Annotated in this window: 14 protein-coding genes and 1 pseudogene; 11 read left to right on the top strand and 4 right to left on the bottom strand. The window is 67.5% G+C overall.

Features of this window, described 5'->3' with window-relative positions:
• Nucleotide 1 precedes the first annotated feature (1 nt).
• Together HYQ63_RS36925 and HYQ63_RS36930 are read left to right on the top strand one after the other, a co-directional pair.
• Entirely contained in the window at nt 2-844 is an 843-nt protein-coding gene (locus HYQ63_RS36925) for a carbohydrate ABC transporter permease (protein WP_179938041.1), read from the top strand.
• 162 nt (nt 845-1,006) lie between these two features.
• Nucleotides 1,007-1,387: pseudogene (locus HYQ63_RS36930) on the top strand (hypothetical protein); the annotation flags it as partial.
• 48 nt (nt 1,388-1,435) lie between these two features.
• On the opposite strand, the gene HYQ63_RS36935 reads toward HYQ63_RS36930, so the two are convergent.
• Nucleotides 1,436-1,789, bottom strand: a complete 354-nt coding sequence (locus tag HYQ63_RS36935) for a hypothetical protein (protein ID WP_179938042.1) — start codon at nt 1,787-1,789, stop codon at nt 1,436-1,438.
• A gap of 472 nt (nt 1,790-2,261) precedes the next feature.
• Here HYQ63_RS36935 and HYQ63_RS36940 point away from each other — a divergent pair, with 472 nt between their 5' ends.
• From HYQ63_RS36940 to HYQ63_RS36960, 5 genes are all read left to right on the top strand, one after another.
• A complete protein-coding gene (locus HYQ63_RS36940; RefSeq protein ID WP_179938043.1) occupies nt 2,262-2,813 on the top strand; it encodes a hypothetical protein in 552 nt (183 codons plus the stop codon).
• Nucleotides 2,814-2,985: 172 nt separating this feature from the next.
• Nucleotides 2,986-3,246 (top strand): hypothetical protein, encoded by a 261-nt coding sequence (locus HYQ63_RS36945; RefSeq protein ID WP_179938044.1) that lies wholly within the window; start codon nt 2,986-2,988, stop codon nt 3,244-3,246.
• A 34-nt stretch (nt 3,247-3,280) separates the two neighbouring features.
• Complete coding sequence (locus HYQ63_RS36950; protein WP_179938045.1) at nt 3,281-3,616, top strand: hypothetical protein; 336 nt, start codon at nt 3,281-3,283, stop codon at nt 3,614-3,616.
• 34 nt (nt 3,617-3,650) lie between these two features.
• Complete coding sequence (locus HYQ63_RS36955; protein WP_179938046.1) at nt 3,651-4,859, top strand: helix-turn-helix transcriptional regulator; 1,209 nt, start codon at nt 3,651-3,653, stop codon at nt 4,857-4,859.
• 220 nt (nt 4,860-5,079) lie between these two features.
• Complete coding sequence (locus HYQ63_RS36960; protein ID WP_179940903.1) at nt 5,080-5,445, top strand: ATP-binding protein; 366 nt, start codon at nt 5,080-5,082, stop codon at nt 5,443-5,445.
• 207 nt (nt 5,446-5,652) lie between these two features.
• Here HYQ63_RS36960 and HYQ63_RS36965 read toward each other — a convergent pair whose 3' ends face one another.
• The 3 genes from HYQ63_RS36965 to HYQ63_RS36975 all read right to left on the bottom strand — a co-directional run bounded on the left by HYQ63_RS36965 (nt 5,653) and on the right by HYQ63_RS36975 (nt 11,794).
• The gene (locus tag HYQ63_RS36965) at nt 5,653-6,300 is read right to left on the bottom strand and encodes a hypothetical protein (RefSeq protein WP_179938047.1); all 648 of its coding nucleotides are present in this window, start codon (nt 6,298-6,300) and stop codon (nt 5,653-5,655) included.
• Between the two features lie 10 nt (nt 6,301-6,310).
• Nucleotides 6,311-11,077, bottom strand: coding sequence for a hypothetical protein (locus HYQ63_RS36970; RefSeq protein WP_179938048.1), 4,767 nt, complete (start codon nt 11,075-11,077; stop codon nt 6,311-6,313).
• A 108-nt stretch (nt 11,078-11,185) separates the two neighbouring features.
• Nucleotides 11,186-11,794: a TetR family transcriptional regulator gene (locus tag HYQ63_RS36975; RefSeq protein ID WP_179938049.1), complete on the bottom strand. Its 609-nt coding sequence runs from the start codon at nt 11,792-11,794 to the stop codon at nt 11,186-11,188.
• Nucleotides 11,795-11,877: 83 nt separating this feature from the next.
• On the opposite strand from HYQ63_RS36975, the gene HYQ63_RS36980 reads away from it, so the two are divergent.
• From HYQ63_RS36980 to HYQ63_RS36995, 4 genes are all read left to right on the top strand, one after another.
• Nucleotides 11,878-12,813: an oxidoreductase gene (locus HYQ63_RS36980; protein WP_179938050.1), complete on the top strand. Its 936-nt coding sequence runs from the start codon at nt 11,878-11,880 to the stop codon at nt 12,811-12,813.
• A gap of 476 nt (nt 12,814-13,289) precedes the next feature.
• The gene (locus tag HYQ63_RS36985) at nt 13,290-14,279 is read left to right on the top strand and encodes a cytochrome P450 (protein ID WP_257232382.1); all 990 of its coding nucleotides are present in this window, start codon (nt 13,290-13,292) and stop codon (nt 14,277-14,279) included.
• Nucleotides 14,280-14,281: 2 nt separating this feature from the next.
• Nucleotides 14,282-14,491, top strand: a complete 210-nt coding sequence (locus HYQ63_RS36990; RefSeq protein ID WP_179940905.1) for a ferredoxin — start codon at nt 14,282-14,284, stop codon at nt 14,489-14,491.
• 303 nt (nt 14,492-14,794) lie between these two features.
• The gene (locus HYQ63_RS36995) at nt 14,795-15,328 is read left to right on the top strand and encodes a response regulator transcription factor (RefSeq protein WP_179938052.1); all 534 of its coding nucleotides are present in this window, start codon (nt 14,795-14,797) and stop codon (nt 15,326-15,328) included.
• Nucleotides 15,329-15,333 lie beyond the last annotated feature (5 nt).

Genomic DNA, 15,333 nt, shown 5'->3' on the forward strand with positions numbered 1-15,333 from the left:
GATGGCCACGACCCGCGCGCCCCTGCGCCGTTTCGCCGACTACGCCGTCCTCAGTGTCCTGGCGTTCATCTTCGTGCTGCCCGTCCTGTACCTGCTCCTGGGCAGCCTCAAGCCCTCGGACGAGGTGCTGAACGGCCTGACCGGCTTCCTCCCCACCCACCTGTCCTTCGACAACTACGCGACCGTCCTGGACGCCCTCAGCTCCGACAGCACCGGCTACTTCTGGCGCTTCATGGGCATCTCGCTGCTCGTCGCGTTCGTGGTCGTGACCGGCGGCCTCTTCGTCAACTCGATGGCCGCGTACGGCATGTCACGGCTGAAGTGGCGCGGCCGGGAGGCCGTCTTCACGCTCGTGCTGCTGCTGATGCTGGTCCCGTTCGAGTCGGTGGCCGTGCCGCTCTTCTACATGTTCAACGACCAGCGCAACACCATCTACATCCAGGCGGTCCCGTTCATCGCCAACGCCTTCTCGATCTACCAGTTCCACACGTTCTTCCGCTCGATCCCACCGAGCATCGAGGAGGCGGCCCGGCTGGACGGCGCGGGCCCCTGGCGCACGTTCTTCGCGATCATCGTGCCCATGTCGAAGCCGGTGTTCGCCTCGGTCGCGATCCTCACCTTCCTCACCCAGTGGGGCTCCTTCCTGTGGCCGGTCCTGATGGTCTCCGACCCCTCCGTCCGCCCCCTCCCCCTGGAAATGAGCGTCTTCCAGGGCCAGCAGCCCCCGGACTGGGGCCAGATCCTCGCCTTCGGCGTCCTCCTCGTCCTGCCCGTCCTGATCGTCTTCGCCTTCTTCCAGCGCTGGTTCGTCCAAGGCGTCGCCAGCTCCGCCGTCAAGGGCTGAGCCATCGGGGGACACGCTGTGCGCGCCCCCGCATGGCTCAGGCGTTGCCGCGCGTACCCAGAAGTTCGAGGACTCCACGGGATCCAATCGTGATCGCAGGGATCGGGACAGGCGTTGCGTTGGCGACCCGAGGGCATTCCTAGGTCGCGTACGCTCGGCTCCGTGCCCCGCCATCCGAAGAAGCCCCGCCGCCTGGTCGCCGACGGGCGCGCGTACCTGTGGACGCTCCGCCACAGCCACCGCGTGCTGGAGAGCGGCCGGTCCGCGGACTGCCGCGAGACCCTCACGCTGTACCCGCAGCCGGCCGGCACCGGCGGCCCGCTGCGGATCGTCTTCGCCGAAGGGCCGGGCCGGTACGTCCCGGGCGGGTTCCCCCTGGGCTCCGGGGACGTGGGATACGTCCGCGGCGGCTCCCTGAACCTGCACGAACCGGGCGCCGTCCGGGCCCTGCTCGACGCGGCGTCAGCCCGCGGGTGGCAGCCGGGGGAACGGCGGGCGGTGGAGGTCGACGGCTGGCCCCTGCTGGAGGCGGCGGTCGCAGCGGCGAGGTTGAGGCAGCGGTCGGGCCGAAGAGGCTGCCGCGGCTGTTGTTCAGACGAGCTGGACGACCAGGGCTGTCGTGCGGTGGGCGGCGGTGTCGCTGATCCGTAGCAGCAGCTGGTTGTGGTCGTTGATGGCATCGACCGACTGCACGGTGCTGCCCTCGGGGAGGTCCAGCATGGTGTCGAGCCGGTGCAGGCCGTCGCGCGGGTCCCACACCGCGGGGAGGTTGGTGGCGATGGTGTCCGCTGTGGCGCGTACGGTGCCGGTGATCCAGCCGCGTGCGTTGATGTCCAGGGCCTGCCCGCCGAACCCTTCATCGGCCAGCCGCTTCGGGGCGTCGGGAGTGTCCCAGCGGACGGCCGCCGAGGTGCCGTCCGGACGGGTCTCCCCGCCGACGGCCACGCCGTCGTCGTTGACGCCGTTCAGTCGGGTGCGCGTGGTGCCGGGTACCGAGCCGGAATACGTCGCCTCGGTGTCGTCGGGGCCGCCAGGCGGTGCCCGTGTCGCCCCTCCAGCCGACGATGAGCCCGTTGTTGTTAAGAGGGGCGCAGCTTTCAGGGAGCTGGAGATGGACGAGGTGATCGTGAGCTTCGGCCAACGGAGCTATGGCCTCGTGGCCCCCAAACAACTCCTGCCGGATGGCGCCTGAACCGCACCAGGTGGTGCGAAACCACCCTAAGATCACAGGACCACCTTTCGGGATGGGGCGGTTCCGGGGTGGTTCAGTCGAAAGCCCAGGTCATACCCGGTGGTTCCGGGTGGTTCCGGGTGGTTCTGCGGTTCTCCCCCCGGAGGGGAGAACCGCCTGATCCGCTCCCCACGGCACCGAACCGGGCCCCGTGAACCGGCTGACGCGAAGCGAAGGAGCAAGATCATGTATGACTGCGAGGGATGCGGACAGTCCCACCGGCAAGGGCTGTTGTTTGGCTCCGGGATCGGCGAAGCGAAGTGGTGGTGCTGGCGCTGCCAGAGCACCGACCAGAAGGAACTGATCAGATCCCTGGACGACCGTGCCCTGGGCGTGCTCAACCGCGACGCCGACGGCGTGGACTGGCCCTACGGCCCGAACATCTACGTCCAGATGCGCGCGGACCTGCTGGACTGGGCGGACCGTCACGACATCAAGAGCGGCAACACGCGGTGTTCCTCCGGGCTCCACTGGCTCGACAAGGGCCGCTGCGCCAAGCAGGAGTGCTACAGCAAGCCGGGGTTCTACGACCACACGACCACGTGGCTTTCCCGGACCACCGGTAGGCCCGCTCTGGTCTTCAACCAGCCGTACAGGCACGTGGACCCGGCCGAGGTTCTGGATTCCATCCGCGAGTACCCGTCTCTCACGGCCGAGGTCGGGCCGGAGAGCTGGTACGGCGCGGGCACCACGGGCGTCTACATCTGGAATGACGGCAACCGCTCCGAGGCCGTCTGACCGCCCCGTTTACACGCGCTGACGATCCCCTTCGGCGGGCGCCGTGTTGGGAGATCCGTGAGATATCGGTCCCTCGCACGGCACCAGAAGCTGCATGACCTGCGGTTCCTTCCAGCAAAGCACTTGATTCCACATCACGGGAGTCCTGTTCGGGCCCGGAAGGAGCAAGATCATGACGACGTTCGAAGGGTCTGCCCCCGCGCCGACGGCCGAAGGGTGGACGCCCCGGCCGACGTGCAGCGCCCGCACCAAGCGCGGCCCGTGCAAAAACTCCCCGGTCAAGGGCGGGACGGTCTGCCGCTTCCACGGCGGCAGCGTCCCGCAGGTGCTCGCCGCTGCGGCGGAGCGGCAGGCGGACGACCGGCGCCGTGCGGCCGTCGCGGAGTGGGGCACGACCTTCGGAGAGATCGGCCCGGCCGGGGCCCCGCCGTAGTGATGGCCTGGCTGATCCGGCAGGCGTCGGGCACGTGGCGTGGCTATTGGAGCGGGTCCGGGAGACGGCGGCCGATGTGACGCTCCAGCGGGAAGCCGTCATGGAGATACAGCACGCGCTCGAAGCCAGACTGGCCGCGAACAGCGAGCCGCCCGGAGGCCGGTTGAGCGATCAGTTCCGGGCGGCGGCCACGGAACCGGCCTTGCACCTTCGCGCCCACATAGCCCGCCTGGAAGACCGGGAGCTGGCCACAAGCGTGCTGGAGTGGTTGGAGCCGCGCTGGAGTGAGGCAGCAGCGCGGACGGCGCTTGACTCCCTTCAGGACCGGCTAAGCCACTATCTCCGAGGGCTCTACGCGAGGCGGCAGTGAGCTGTGAAGCAGCATGGCCGCGTACCGTGGCAGCGTGGCAAACGAAGACCTGGGGCGGACCCTGCGCCGCTTGCGCCGTCTGGCGTCCCTGACGCAAGAAGAGCTGGCCGAGCGCTCCGACGTGTCCGTCGACGTGATCCGCCAGCTCGAACAGCGGCGGAAGCACTCGGCGCGCCTGCCCACACTGCACGCACTGGCCAACGGTCTCGGCGTGGAACTGACTACGCTCCTGGGCGACCCGCCTGCGGTCTCCTCCACAGGAGAGAACGACGGACCACGCTTCGTGGCCGTGCGCCGCGCCATCATGCCCGTGCTCTGGGGGCCGGAGCTGGAGCCGCCAGGGCCTGACTTCTCGCTGGACCGTCTGCGCGAGCAGATCGCGGAAGGCTGGGCGCAGTACCACGCCGCCGAGTTTGACTCGGTGATGAAGGCGCTGCCGGACTTACTCTCCGATGCGCGCGCCGCCACGGCCTCGGACAACGACCGCAGGGCCGGATTCGCAGCCCTGGGCAAGGTGCTTCAGCTCGCCGGACACGTCGCCGTGCGGATGGGCAAGACGGACCTTGCTCTGACGAGTCTGGAGCGTGCCATAGACGCTGCGGGGGAGTCCTCCGATCCGCTGCTTCTACCGATGATCGTCAACTCCACAGCGTGGACTTACCAGCGGCAAGGACGCTTGGAAGACGCACTGAACATCGCCCTCCGCGCCGCCGAGGACATGGCGAACGCGGGCCGTACCGACACGGCCGACGGCCTGAAGGTGTGGGGTGCGCTGACCATGAGTGCCGCCACGTCGGCCGCGCGAAGCGGCGACTATGAGCGCGCGGCGGCGATGATGGAGGCGGCAGAGAAGGAAGCCGCCCGAGTGTCGAAGCTGCCCGACGGTGGCGATAACCGCATGGTCAGCGTCTTTAGCCCGTCGTCGGTCCGGATCGAACGCGTCCGGCTCGCAGTCCAGTACGGGCATCCTCAGGACGCCTTGGCACTGGCCAAGGGGATGCGGCTGAGTAAGGACACCCCGCCGTCCTGGCGGACGTGGCTGCTGTTGGACGTGGCCCGAGCCCATACGGACATCGGGGACGCAGCCGGAGCGGTGAAGACCCTGGAGTCCCTGCGCCGGGTGGCGCCGACGTGGATGCAGCACCACACATTGGCCGTGGCCATTGTGCGTGACCTGTGGACACTCCCCAACCACCCGCCGGGGCTGCGCCCGCTGGCGGAGTTCTTGGGGGTTAGCGAATAGCGTGGTGAAAGTGGGACGTTGCGCCCCTGTCACCTTTTTGGCACGTCGCTTACATGAATGGTCACTGCCCCGCGACCTCGTGAACGGCCGGGGCTGCGACCGACCTGAGAGAGCAACTGACGTGCCGAAATCCACGGACGCGCAGTCACGAAAGCAGCCCCGGCAATGCCTGCCGCTCACCGTAGCCCGCCCTACCGGGTACCCCGGCTACAGCGCGACCCTGCCTCGCGAACCGGGGAGCGCGGCCACCGCCCGGCGTCTGGTGCACATGGCGTTAGCAGCCTGGCGGCTGGAAGAGCTGGCCGAGGCCGCGGCCCTGATCGTCTCCGAGCTGGTGACCAACGCTGTGAAGCACGCCCGGAGCACTTCCATCCGGATCACGATCACCCGGCCCGAGGCGGTGCGGGTGCGTATCGGTGTCGTGGACAAGTCGAAGGAGCGCCCGGTGCCCCGGAAGTCGAGCGCCGAGGACGAGGGCGGGCGCGGTCTGGCGCTCGTGGAGGCGCTGGCTGAGGACTGGGGCACCGATCCGCTGCCGTGGGGCAAGCGGGTGTGGGCAGAGCTGCACGGGAAGGAACACGAATGAGTGGCGAGCGGAACCCCGGGTGGGCGACTTGATCCATGACGAGGACGCTTCCCGGCGCGCGGTCGCCTGCGGCGGGTGCCGGTCTCCCGTGTGCCTGCCCGCCCCGGTCGCTCGACTATTGCCTTCTCCTCCGCTGCGTCCGGACCACAAGTATTCCCGGACCGGCGCGCCACGCTGAACAGCGACCGTCCCCGCAGCGGGAATCGGTCAGATCCCTGCTTCGTGCTGGAAGGCCTCTATCCGGTCCACCAGGGCTCTGACCTCTTCCACCTCGTCCTCGTCGACGGTGTCGTATTCTCCCTTGCCCTCCCAGTTCTCGAGTTCCTCCTCTAGCTCATGCAGATACCCCGCGTGGTGCGCACGCAGCACGGCAAGAAGAGAATCGCCACGTCGCGTCACTTCGTCGAGGCTGGTGGTTTCCCGGCGTGCGCCGAAGATCGTCGGTCGGCCCGCCGCCAGTTCGGTCAGGCGGTAGCACAGCACCACGCCGTGGTCCTCGGTGTCGATACCGGGGCGGACGAGGTACAGCAGCGGCAGCAGATCGGAATCCATGTCATGGAACCGCCGCTCCATCGGCTCGAGGGTGTCGGCTCGGGCGGCGGGTCCACCTCGGTCGAGTGGCACGGCCATTTGCCATGGCTGGTTGGTCCACGCCGCGAGCAGGTCGGTTCCGTACGGGTCGGCGTCCGCGATCATGAAGAACTCCCGAGGAAAACCGACTCCGTAGCATTTGTGCAGGACGTGCTCCGCGGGCAGGCCGTTCTCATACAGCGCTCGTGCGAGGCGGGCCATCGGGGCGTACTCGCGGCTCGCCGCCTCGGCTCGCAGTCGTTCGAGCTCCTCGCCATCGACCAACCGTCACTCCCTATTCTGTGCCTTGCTTTGGTCCCTGACGCTCGGCCTGTCGCAGCGCGCGGCCCAGTTTGCGCCAGGTTGACCTGAGCTTCCTCGACGTCAGCGCGAAGATGATGTCATGTGCGAGCTCGTGCGCCAACGCCACGGACTTCGCAAAATCCTTGTTCCGCTGGGCCAGGGTCGACCCGCTCAACTCGTTGACCGCATTGGCCAGGTCGTGGAGAATCTGCCGGATCCGGGGATCCCGCGCGGTCATTCCCGGGTTCTCCGTCATCAGTATGATGACTCTTTCGACATGAAGGAATATCTCGGTCTGTATTCGTCCCTTCCCTGCCTTCGTGATCTTGGGATTCTTCATGAACAGAGATTCCGCGAGGTTTTGCGCGCTCGCCGTCGTCTGGGACTGTAGGAAAATCGCGTACGCCGGTTTACCTCTCCGCTTGACGGCGTTGATGACGTTCTGTGCACTTCGGATGAGGCGGCGCGCGGGACTCCCCGGCTTCGGGTCGGTGCTGACGGAAGCCCGCGGATCGTAGATCACCGAGAAGTGGCCGCTGAACAGCGCTTTTAGCCACTTCCGGAAGTTGTGCCCCTCGGACGGGCCGATCCCGAAGGGAAGCACCTTTTGGGTCGTGTTACTGGCCTGTTTGTCCAACCTGTGGAAGACATCGAGTACCTCCGCCTCCCACACCTTCACCAGCGTGCTGGGCTCCGAGGGATACAGCACGTCGGGATGGCGCTTGCCGATCGCGAACCGGATCGCACGGTCGATCCTGTTCGAAAGTATCGTCAGCTGAACGGTGAGCGACTCGGTTTTCGCCCTCTTCCAGTCGAACCGTTCGAAGTCGTAGCCACCGATGATCATCATCGGGTCGCCCTTGACATCTTTGAGGATGTTGTCGTACGCGGCGAGCACACCGGGGCCGCCGGGCGCTGAGACAGTACTGTCCGGATCCTGGAGCAGAACGTAGACCTTCTTGTTGACCTCGCTGAGATAGCCCTTTGCGTCGCGGGTGTAGGGGGAATTGAACACCTTGCCCCGGAGGAGGCCAAAGGGCACTTTCTTGCCGCGCATCTGCGCTCTCTCCTTGGCGAGAGCGGCTTCCTTGTCCGCCTTGTTCAGGCCCTGGAACCTCGCGCGCACCGTGTCGATCGACACCGCCCTCTTGCGCTTTCCGGAGGTGTCCATCCATCTGGGGGTCCACGTGAACCCGAACACGGCCATGAGCAGGTCACGTGGGCGATCGACCGCGTTGATGGCGGCGACGACCGGCTGCTTGCCGCGCTCCTTGTCGTTCGTATCCAGCCCTTCCGCGGCGTTGACGCCGATGATGACGGCGGTTCTGATCGCCGCCACCGGCTTCTCCGTCTTCGACGATGCCCAGGCGTCGGTGAGATATCGAGCGGCGACCTTGGGGTTGTTCGTTACTTCCTTGGGGATCGCGATCATATTGACGATGAAGGCCGCCCGGTGCGGTTCTTCGGTGACGTTCTGGACCGCGCGCAGGGTGCTGTGTGCGTGGTCGACGTCCACGAGTTCGATCGAATCCCGTGCTTGGCCGAGCGCGTAGGGGAAGGTCAGGTTCGCCTCGTCGGAATTGCCCTTCGGGTTGATGGACAGCTCGATGACGTGAAGCTCCCCGTTCTTCACCAGGCGTATCGACTTCAGGCGGTGTCGGCGCTTGATGCTCGGGAGGCCCTTGCGCACCGACTTGACCGTGGCGTCCTCGGCGCCGATGAGCCGGTTCGCGTCGCGGATGGCGGCGTCCAGGGCGCGCCGCTTGTCCTGGTCCGTGCGGCGGTCCTTGCGTTTGCGGTTCTTCGGGCGGTCCGGCTTCTTCGCCTTGCGCGGTCGCTTCGGTTTCGCCGGTTTGCGCGGCCTTCTCGGTCGCGTGGGCTTGCGGCGGTCTTGCGGGCGCTCGGGCTTCTTCCGCTTGGGCTTGAGTTTGGCCGCCAGCTTCCTGAGCAGGCCGGTGATCTTCTCGATGACCCAGTCGATGGCGCGGTTCACCGGCCGGGCAAGGGCCTGGAATATCTGCTTGACCTTGCCCGCGATCCCTCCGATGCCGAGGATCGCGGCCAGGGCCCCGATGAGGACCGGGATCGACCGCGCCAACGCGCGTTCCACCAGCGCCGGAACGCCTCCGGTGCCGCCGCGGGCGATGGCGATCACGGCGTCCAGGACCGTGTTGACGAACTCGATGATCTGACGGCCCTGGGTGACGATGAACCGGACGATGTCGATGATCATCTTGCAGGCGCGGATGAACGCCGACGCCGGGTTGAACAGCGACACGATCCACGTCACGCCCGCGATGATGATCGTCGGCAGCAGGTAGGACACCAGCTTGCTGATGAGGTCCTTCTTCAGGTCCCCGACCCGCGACTTCAGGTCCGACCACAGACCGGCGACGCCGCGTCTCTTGGCCTCCACGACGATTGGGATCGCGTCCTTGCCGGTTTCCGCCGCCGCCATGGTCTTCGGGTTGACCTTGCGGGCCAGGCGGGCGCGGATGTTCGGCCAGGACAGCCCGAGCAGACCGGCGATCATCACCAGGATGCCGAGGACGTCGAAGCTCGTCGGCAGTATGAGGCCCGCCGTGACGCCGGAGCCCAGCAACCAGGCCAGCACGCCCTGTTGGAGGTGGCGGCCGGCATTCTTCATGAACAGGTTCAGCCCACCGCCGACACCGGTGATGAGCCGGCCGAGGAAGCCGACCGGGTCCTTCAGGATCAGGCCGACCGCCGACGCCGCCTTGCGCAGGACGCCCATCAGCAGGCGGCCGAGTTCCTTGATCGTGTTGATGACCCCGCCGATGGCGTCGGCGGCCTTGGAGACCAGTCCCTTGTTCTTCTCCTTCTCCGCCGCGATCTCGGCGTCGACCGACTTGACCGCTTCGGTGTACTTGGTGGCCAGGGTGTCGACCAGTTCGGTGCCCTTGTCGTTGACCGTGTCCGTCAGCTCGTCGAACTTGCCCTGGAAGTCCGCGGCCGCTTCCCTGCCGATGGCGCGGAGGTCCTTGGGCAGGGTGTCGACGGTGTGCTTGAGGTCCTTGCGGCCCTTGGCGATGCGGTCCTTGGCTCGGTGCAGCTCGCCCTCGACCGTGTCGGCGACGTCGGAGATGACCTGGCGCATCGCGGTCAGGTAGTTGTCCCGTGCGCGTTCGTAGATCCGGTTGGCCTCTTCCGGGAGGTCGGCGAACAGGTCCTTGACCCAGCGGGCCTTGCCCCGCCACCCGGAGTAGCGGCGGGACTTGTACTCGTCCATGCCCCGGGTGTGCTCGTCGGTGAACCGGTCCCTCGCCCGCTTCTCGCCGCTGGTGAACTGGGCGTCGACCTTCTTGTCCAGGCCGGACAGGATCTCCTCGACGTCGCCCTTGGCGTCGTCGAACACCTTCTGTAGCAGGGCGGTGACCTTCGTGCGCTTGTCCTCGTCGCGGCCCTTCGTGCCCTGCTTGCCGGTGGTGACCTGCTGGCCGGTGGCGACCCGCGTGGCGTGGAGGGCACCCATCGCGGCCGCGCCGCTCGTGGCGGCGGTCGCCTTGACTTTCTTCAGCTCGGTGGCCTCGCCGGCACGCAGCTCCTTCGGGGCCGCCGCCGAGTGGGCCTCCATCGTCTTCTTGTCCCGCACCGCCTTGTCGAACGCGGGCTCGCGCGAGTTCTTCATCGACAGCTGTTGCTCGGTGACCTGTGCCGACGCCATCTGCTGGTTGACCTGGTCCGGCCCGGCCGACATGTCCGTGGCCGACTTCGGCAACGCGTCCGGGGCGGCCTGGTTCGGGTTCGGGGCCCCCGGTTTGCCCGGCACCGCGTCCGCCGACAGCGGCACGACCTCCTTGGCGTCCGGGGCGGGCTCCGGCGTGGCGGCGGTGGTGTCGGCGATCTCCTGGCCCGCGGCGTCCTTGCCCTCACCGACCTTGCCCTGGACCTCGGTCTTGACCTCCTCCGCCTTGCCCGACTCCCCGAACTTGTCGGCCTCGTCCAGGTTCTTCGGGGCCCGGTCCTTGATGGCCTTCTCCACCGCGGTGATGAACGACTGCTTGTCGAACTCCTTCGGCTGCGCGGCGTCCATGTCCTCCGCGTGCGCCGCCTTGCCGCGGGCCTCCTGGTCGTCGGCCGGTGGCACCGCGGCTCCCTGCGCGGCACCGGCCTCCGCGGCGGGCGGCGGGTGGCTCGATGCCACCCGCTGCTTCTTGGCCGCGACGTCCTTCTTCAACGCCTGGAACTTCGGGTCCGCACCCGGTGACCGCGGGCCCGCCGCTTCCTGTTTCTTCGCACCCTTGTCGGGGCGGCCCTCGGCGTCCGTCGTGTCCTTCGTGTCCTTCTGGTCCGGGCGAGGTGCGGGCGGGGCCTTCGCCTTCCGGACAGGCTTCGGCTCCGGCTTCTTCGCGTCCGGTTTTTGCGTCAACTGCTGCTGTGCCGGGAGCTTTTGCTGTGCCGAGGGGAATTGCTGAGTTGCGGGCAGCGCACCCGCCTGAGCCGCGACGGCCTGGTTGCCGATCTGGTCTTGCCCGCCCGGCAGCATCTGCCCGGCCCACCAGGACGGGCCCGGCCCGGCACCCGGTGGCGACCCACCCAGCGCCGCCGCCACCGTCGCGTTACCGGCCACCGCCCGCGCGACGGCCGACGCGCCGGGTTCCACGGCCGAGCCCGACGCACGCGCGGTCGGTCCCCGCAGGTCCGACCCCTCCGCCCCGTTCCGCATGCGTGGATCGCGCACCGGGGACACCGCCGGCGTCGTCGGGTGCGGAGTGCGGACCTTTATGTGCACAGGCATGGTGGCCGCAGGGTCGCACCCGCCCCGTCGCGGCCGTGCCTTCGCGGCGTCACGGGTGCGTCGCCGGTGGAGCGGATCGGGATGGCCGCAGGCGCCCTCCGCCTCTTCCTACGCGATGGCGTCCAGCGCCGGCGCGAGGACGGCGAAGGCCCGGTCGGTCAGTGCGGCGGGGTCCTCGGCGCCGTCGCTGTCGCTCCATCGTTGCAGCACGGCGTCGAAGGCGGTCAGGGCAATTCCGGCGGCCAGTTGGGGGTACAGGTCCGTCGCGGGGTCCAGGTCCAGCCGGTCGGCGACCTCCGCCGCGAGTCCGTCGCGCCACTGTGCCTGACGCTCCAGGAAACGGGCGCGGAGCGCGGGCGTGCCCAGGATCAGCTGCACCACGCGCAGCGCCTGGTCGGCATGGCCGGCGCAGGCGTCGATGGAGACCCAGACGGTGTGTCGCAGCGCCACCGACGGCGACTCCTGAGCGGGGCGGCTCGCGAGCTCCGCGCGCATGCCGGTGCCCATTTCGGCCAAGAACTGGATGACCACGTCCTCCTTGGACGCGAAGTACCGGAAGAAGGTCCGCTTGGACACACCGGCGGCGATCACGATCTCGTCGACCGTGACCGCATCGAACCCCTTCCGGGCCAGCAGCTTCAGCGCGGCCCCGGTCAGCTCGTCCGAGACGAGCTGACGCTTGCGTTGGGCCAGGCTCACTTCAGGGCGAGTAGTCACCCCTCCATCGTATATGCCGATGCCATCGATGGCATCAAGGATCGGTCTTGACACCGAATGCCACATGGGGCAGCTTGTGCCGTATGAGCAATCAGCAGCGCTGGACCGCCGAGCAGATCCCCGACCAGAGCAAGCGCGTGGTCCTCGTCACCGGAGCCAACAGCGGCCTCGGCCTGGCGACCACCCGGGCACTCGCCCGCAAGGGCGCGCAGGTGATCCTCGCCGTACGGGACGAGGACAAGGGGCGCCGGGCGGTCGCGGAGATCACCGCGGAGCATCCGGCCGCCCGGCTCGAGGTGCGCCAAGTCGACCTGGCCGACCTGGACTCGGTCCGCGCCTTCTCCGAGCGGCTGCACTCCGATCGCGCGCACCTGGACGTGCTCATCAACAACGCCGGCCTGATGGCGCCGCCCCGGACGCTCAGCCCGCAGGGTCACGAAGTGCAGTTCGCGGCCAACCACCTCGGCCACTTCGCGCTCACCGGTCTGCTGCTCGACCTGCTGGAGGCCGGGGACAACTCCCGTGTGGTCACGGTGAGTTCGCCCAACCACCGGCAGGGCACCATCTTCTTCGACGACCTCTCCGGTGAGCGCAAGTACTCGCCCATGGGGTACTACAACCAGTCGAAGCTGGCCAACGCCGTCTTCGGCTGGGAACTTCACAGGCGGCTCACCGCGGCCGGCAGCCCGGTGCGAAGCGTGCTCGCCCACCCCGGCTACACCTCGACCAACCTTCAGACCAGTTCGCCGGTCGGCATGGTGAAGTTCCTGTTCGGTCGCCTTCTCCTCCCGCTCGCCCAATCCCCGGACCAGGGCGCGCTCTCTCAGCTGTACGCGGCGACGGCGCCGAACGTGGAGGGCGGGCAGTTCATCGGCCCTGACGGCATGGCCGAGCTGCGCGGCGCACCGAAGCAGGTGGCGCTGGCCGAGAGGGCCTCCGACGCCGAGACCTGCCGCCGCCTGTGGGAGCTGTCGGAAGAGCTGTCCGCCGTGCGGTTCGCGTTCTCGGCCGCTGCCTGAGCTCCGGAGGGCACGAGGGTGTCCGCGGACATGGCCGGAGCCAGTCCGTGGATCCTCCCGATGCTACTGATGCAGAGGGCTTTCTTTAACAGATTTACACCTTTGATCTGACTTATTTCTCCTTGTGTGATCTGCGTCACCAATGGACGTTTCCTGGCCATTCTCCTTGTTAGGGTGAACCACTCTTTCCAATGCCGCTGTGAGGTGTTGAAGTAGTGGGGGACTTAATGGGGGACGCCGTGGGGGACATGGCAGAGATAGATGTGGCCGGTCTTCCGGCCTATCCGTTCATCGGTCCGGATGACGATCCATTTACTCCTGTCAAGGGATCTGACCTGGACCGACTCGAGGGGCCCATCGGAAAGGTCCGGCTTCCGTTTGGTGGCTGGGCCTGGCTCATCACCCGGCATGAAGACGTGCGGCAGCTGCTGCGGCACCCGGGTTTCAGTTCCGATCAGTACAAGCCCGGGTTTCCGGTGCTGAATCCGATTCCGCCGAAGCAGGACGACGCCTCCGGCCTGTTCATCTTCATGGACGGCGACGCGCACAGCCGCTTCCGGCGGATGCTGACCGCCGAGTTCATGATCAAGAACATCCGGCGGATCGAGCCGTTGATCGAGAAGGACGTCATCGAGGCCTTGGAGCGGATGCGCTCCCTCGGGGCGCCCGCGGACCTGATGAACGAGTTCGCGCTGCCCGTACCGTCGATGACGATCTGTCACCTGCTCGGCGTCCCATACGCCGACCATGACTTCTTCCAGCATCACAGCCGCGTGATCATGGACCGGAAGTCCGGCCCGGCGGAGGTCGAGGAGGCCCTCGGCGCCCTGACCGTCCTCCTCGGAAACCTCGTCAAGGCCAAGCGGACCGAGCCCGGTGAGGATCTCCTCAGCCGGCTTGTGGCCGAGCGCGTGGTGCCGGGCGAGCTCCGCGAGGACGAACTCGTCAGCCTGGCCATGCTCCTGCTCGTCGCGGGCCACGAGACGACCGCGAACATGATCGGGCTCTCCGCCCTGGTACTCCTCGAACACCCCGAGCACCTGGAGGCCCTGCGCGAGGACCCGAGCCTGGCGCCGGGCATGGTCGAGGAACTGCTCCGGTACCTCACCGTCGTACGCACCGGCCTGCCCCGCCTCGCACTGGAGGACGCCGAGATCGGCGGTCAGAAGATCCGCGCGGGCGAGGGCGTCGTGGCGATGCTGGCGATGTCCAACCGGGACAGCTCGGTCTTCGGCGACCCGGACGAGTTCGACCCGAAGCGGCGCGAGGCGCACCGGCACATGGCGTTCGGCTTCGGCCTGCACCAGTGCATCGGCCAGCCGCTGGCCCGCGCCGAGCTGCGGATCGCTCTCCTCGAGCTGGCCCGCCGCTTCCCCGAGCTGCGGTCCGAGAGGGCCCTGGCCGACGTCCCGCAGCGTCCCATGGCGGTGACGTTCGGGGTGGCCGAGCTGCCGGTGACGTGGTGACCATGCGCATCACGGTGAACAGGGAGCTGTGCGTCGGTTCCGGGAATTGCGTGGCGAACGTCCCGGAGGTGTTCGACCAGGACGACGAGGAGGGCCTGGTGCGGCTACAGATCACCGAGCCGCCCGAGGAACTTCATGAGCTGGTCGAGGTGGCTGCCCAGATGTGTCCGGTGGGCGCGATCGACGTTCAGTATCGCGCGACTACGCAGTAGCGGTGTAACGCACGGGGGAGTGCGCCGTCATGCTGTCCATTCACGCCCGGATTCCTTTCTGCTGTTCTCTTCTCCGGGTGATGCGAGCTGGTTGAGGCGAATCTCGCCGACCGGGTTCAGGAATGGTCCATCGGCATGTGTTTTTCGCTCCCGTGTGAATTCCGCGCAACAGGAGAGTGGATAAATTAATAGGGGGCGTTCAGGTTGAACGGTGTAAGACAGGCGCGAGTTATCGTATGCGATCCGCATCCCTACGCGCGTCGTGGTATTCGTAGAGCGCTTGAGCAGGATCCCGCACTCATCGTGGTCGGTGAGGCCGGCGATATCGTCGAACTCCTTTCGGCGGTGAATCCGTGCGTACCGGATGTCGTGGTGCTTGAGGGGCAGTCACAGATCGGCCATGTGCAGGAACTCACCAGCATCGACGCCGCCTTGGTCGTCGTGGGAGACGTGGACACGACCACGCGCTGGATCGGCTTGACCCAGGCCAATGTGCATGCGCTCGTCCACTGTGACGACCCCGAGGAGGAACTGGTGGAGGCGGTTCGCCGGGCGAGCGACGGCACCGGCTACGTCTCTCCCGGCCTCAGCGGAGCGCTGCTCAGGTTCACGCGCGCCATGCTGCCTCGGCACTTGTCGGCGGTGCGCACGCACGCACCGCTGACGTCACGCGAGTCCGAAGTGCTTCAACTGGTGCGAAAGGGAATGGCCAACAAGGAGATCGCCCGTCGTCTCGGCCTGAGCGAGAAGACGGTCAAGTTCCATGTCTCCAACGTGCTCGCGAAGGCTCATGTGGCGTCCCGGGCCCAGCTGATCGCATCGGGCGCGGCCATGTAAGGCCG

The sequence above is a fragment of the Streptomyces sp. Rer75 genome (genome assembly GCF_013414305.1).
Classification (GTDB): Bacteria; Actinomycetota; Actinomycetes; order Streptomycetales; family Streptomycetaceae; genus Streptomyces; species Streptomyces himastatinicus.

Coding starts and splice junctions, on each gene's coding strand:
- HYQ63_RS36945 (WP_179938044.1), top strand. CDS start 2,986: ATGACGACGTTCGAAGGGTCTGCCCCCGCGCCGACGGCCGAAGGGTGG.
- HYQ63_RS36940 (WP_179938043.1), top strand. CDS start 2,262: ATGTATGACTGCGAGGGATGCGGACAGTCCCACCGGCAAGGGCTGTTG.
- HYQ63_RS36990 (WP_179940905.1), top strand. CDS start 14,282: ATGCGCATCACGGTGAACAGGGAGCTGTGCGTCGGTTCCGGGAATTGC.
- HYQ63_RS36980 (WP_179938050.1), top strand. CDS start 11,878: ATGAGCAATCAGCAGCGCTGGACCGCCGAGCAGATCCCCGACCAGAGC.
- HYQ63_RS36925 (WP_179938041.1), top strand. CDS start 2: ATGGCCACGACCCGCGCGCCCCTGCGCCGTTTCGCCGACTACGCCGTC.
- HYQ63_RS36970 (WP_179938048.1), bottom strand. CDS start 11,077: ATGCCTGTGCACATAAAGGTCCGCACTCCGCACCCGACGACGCCGGCG.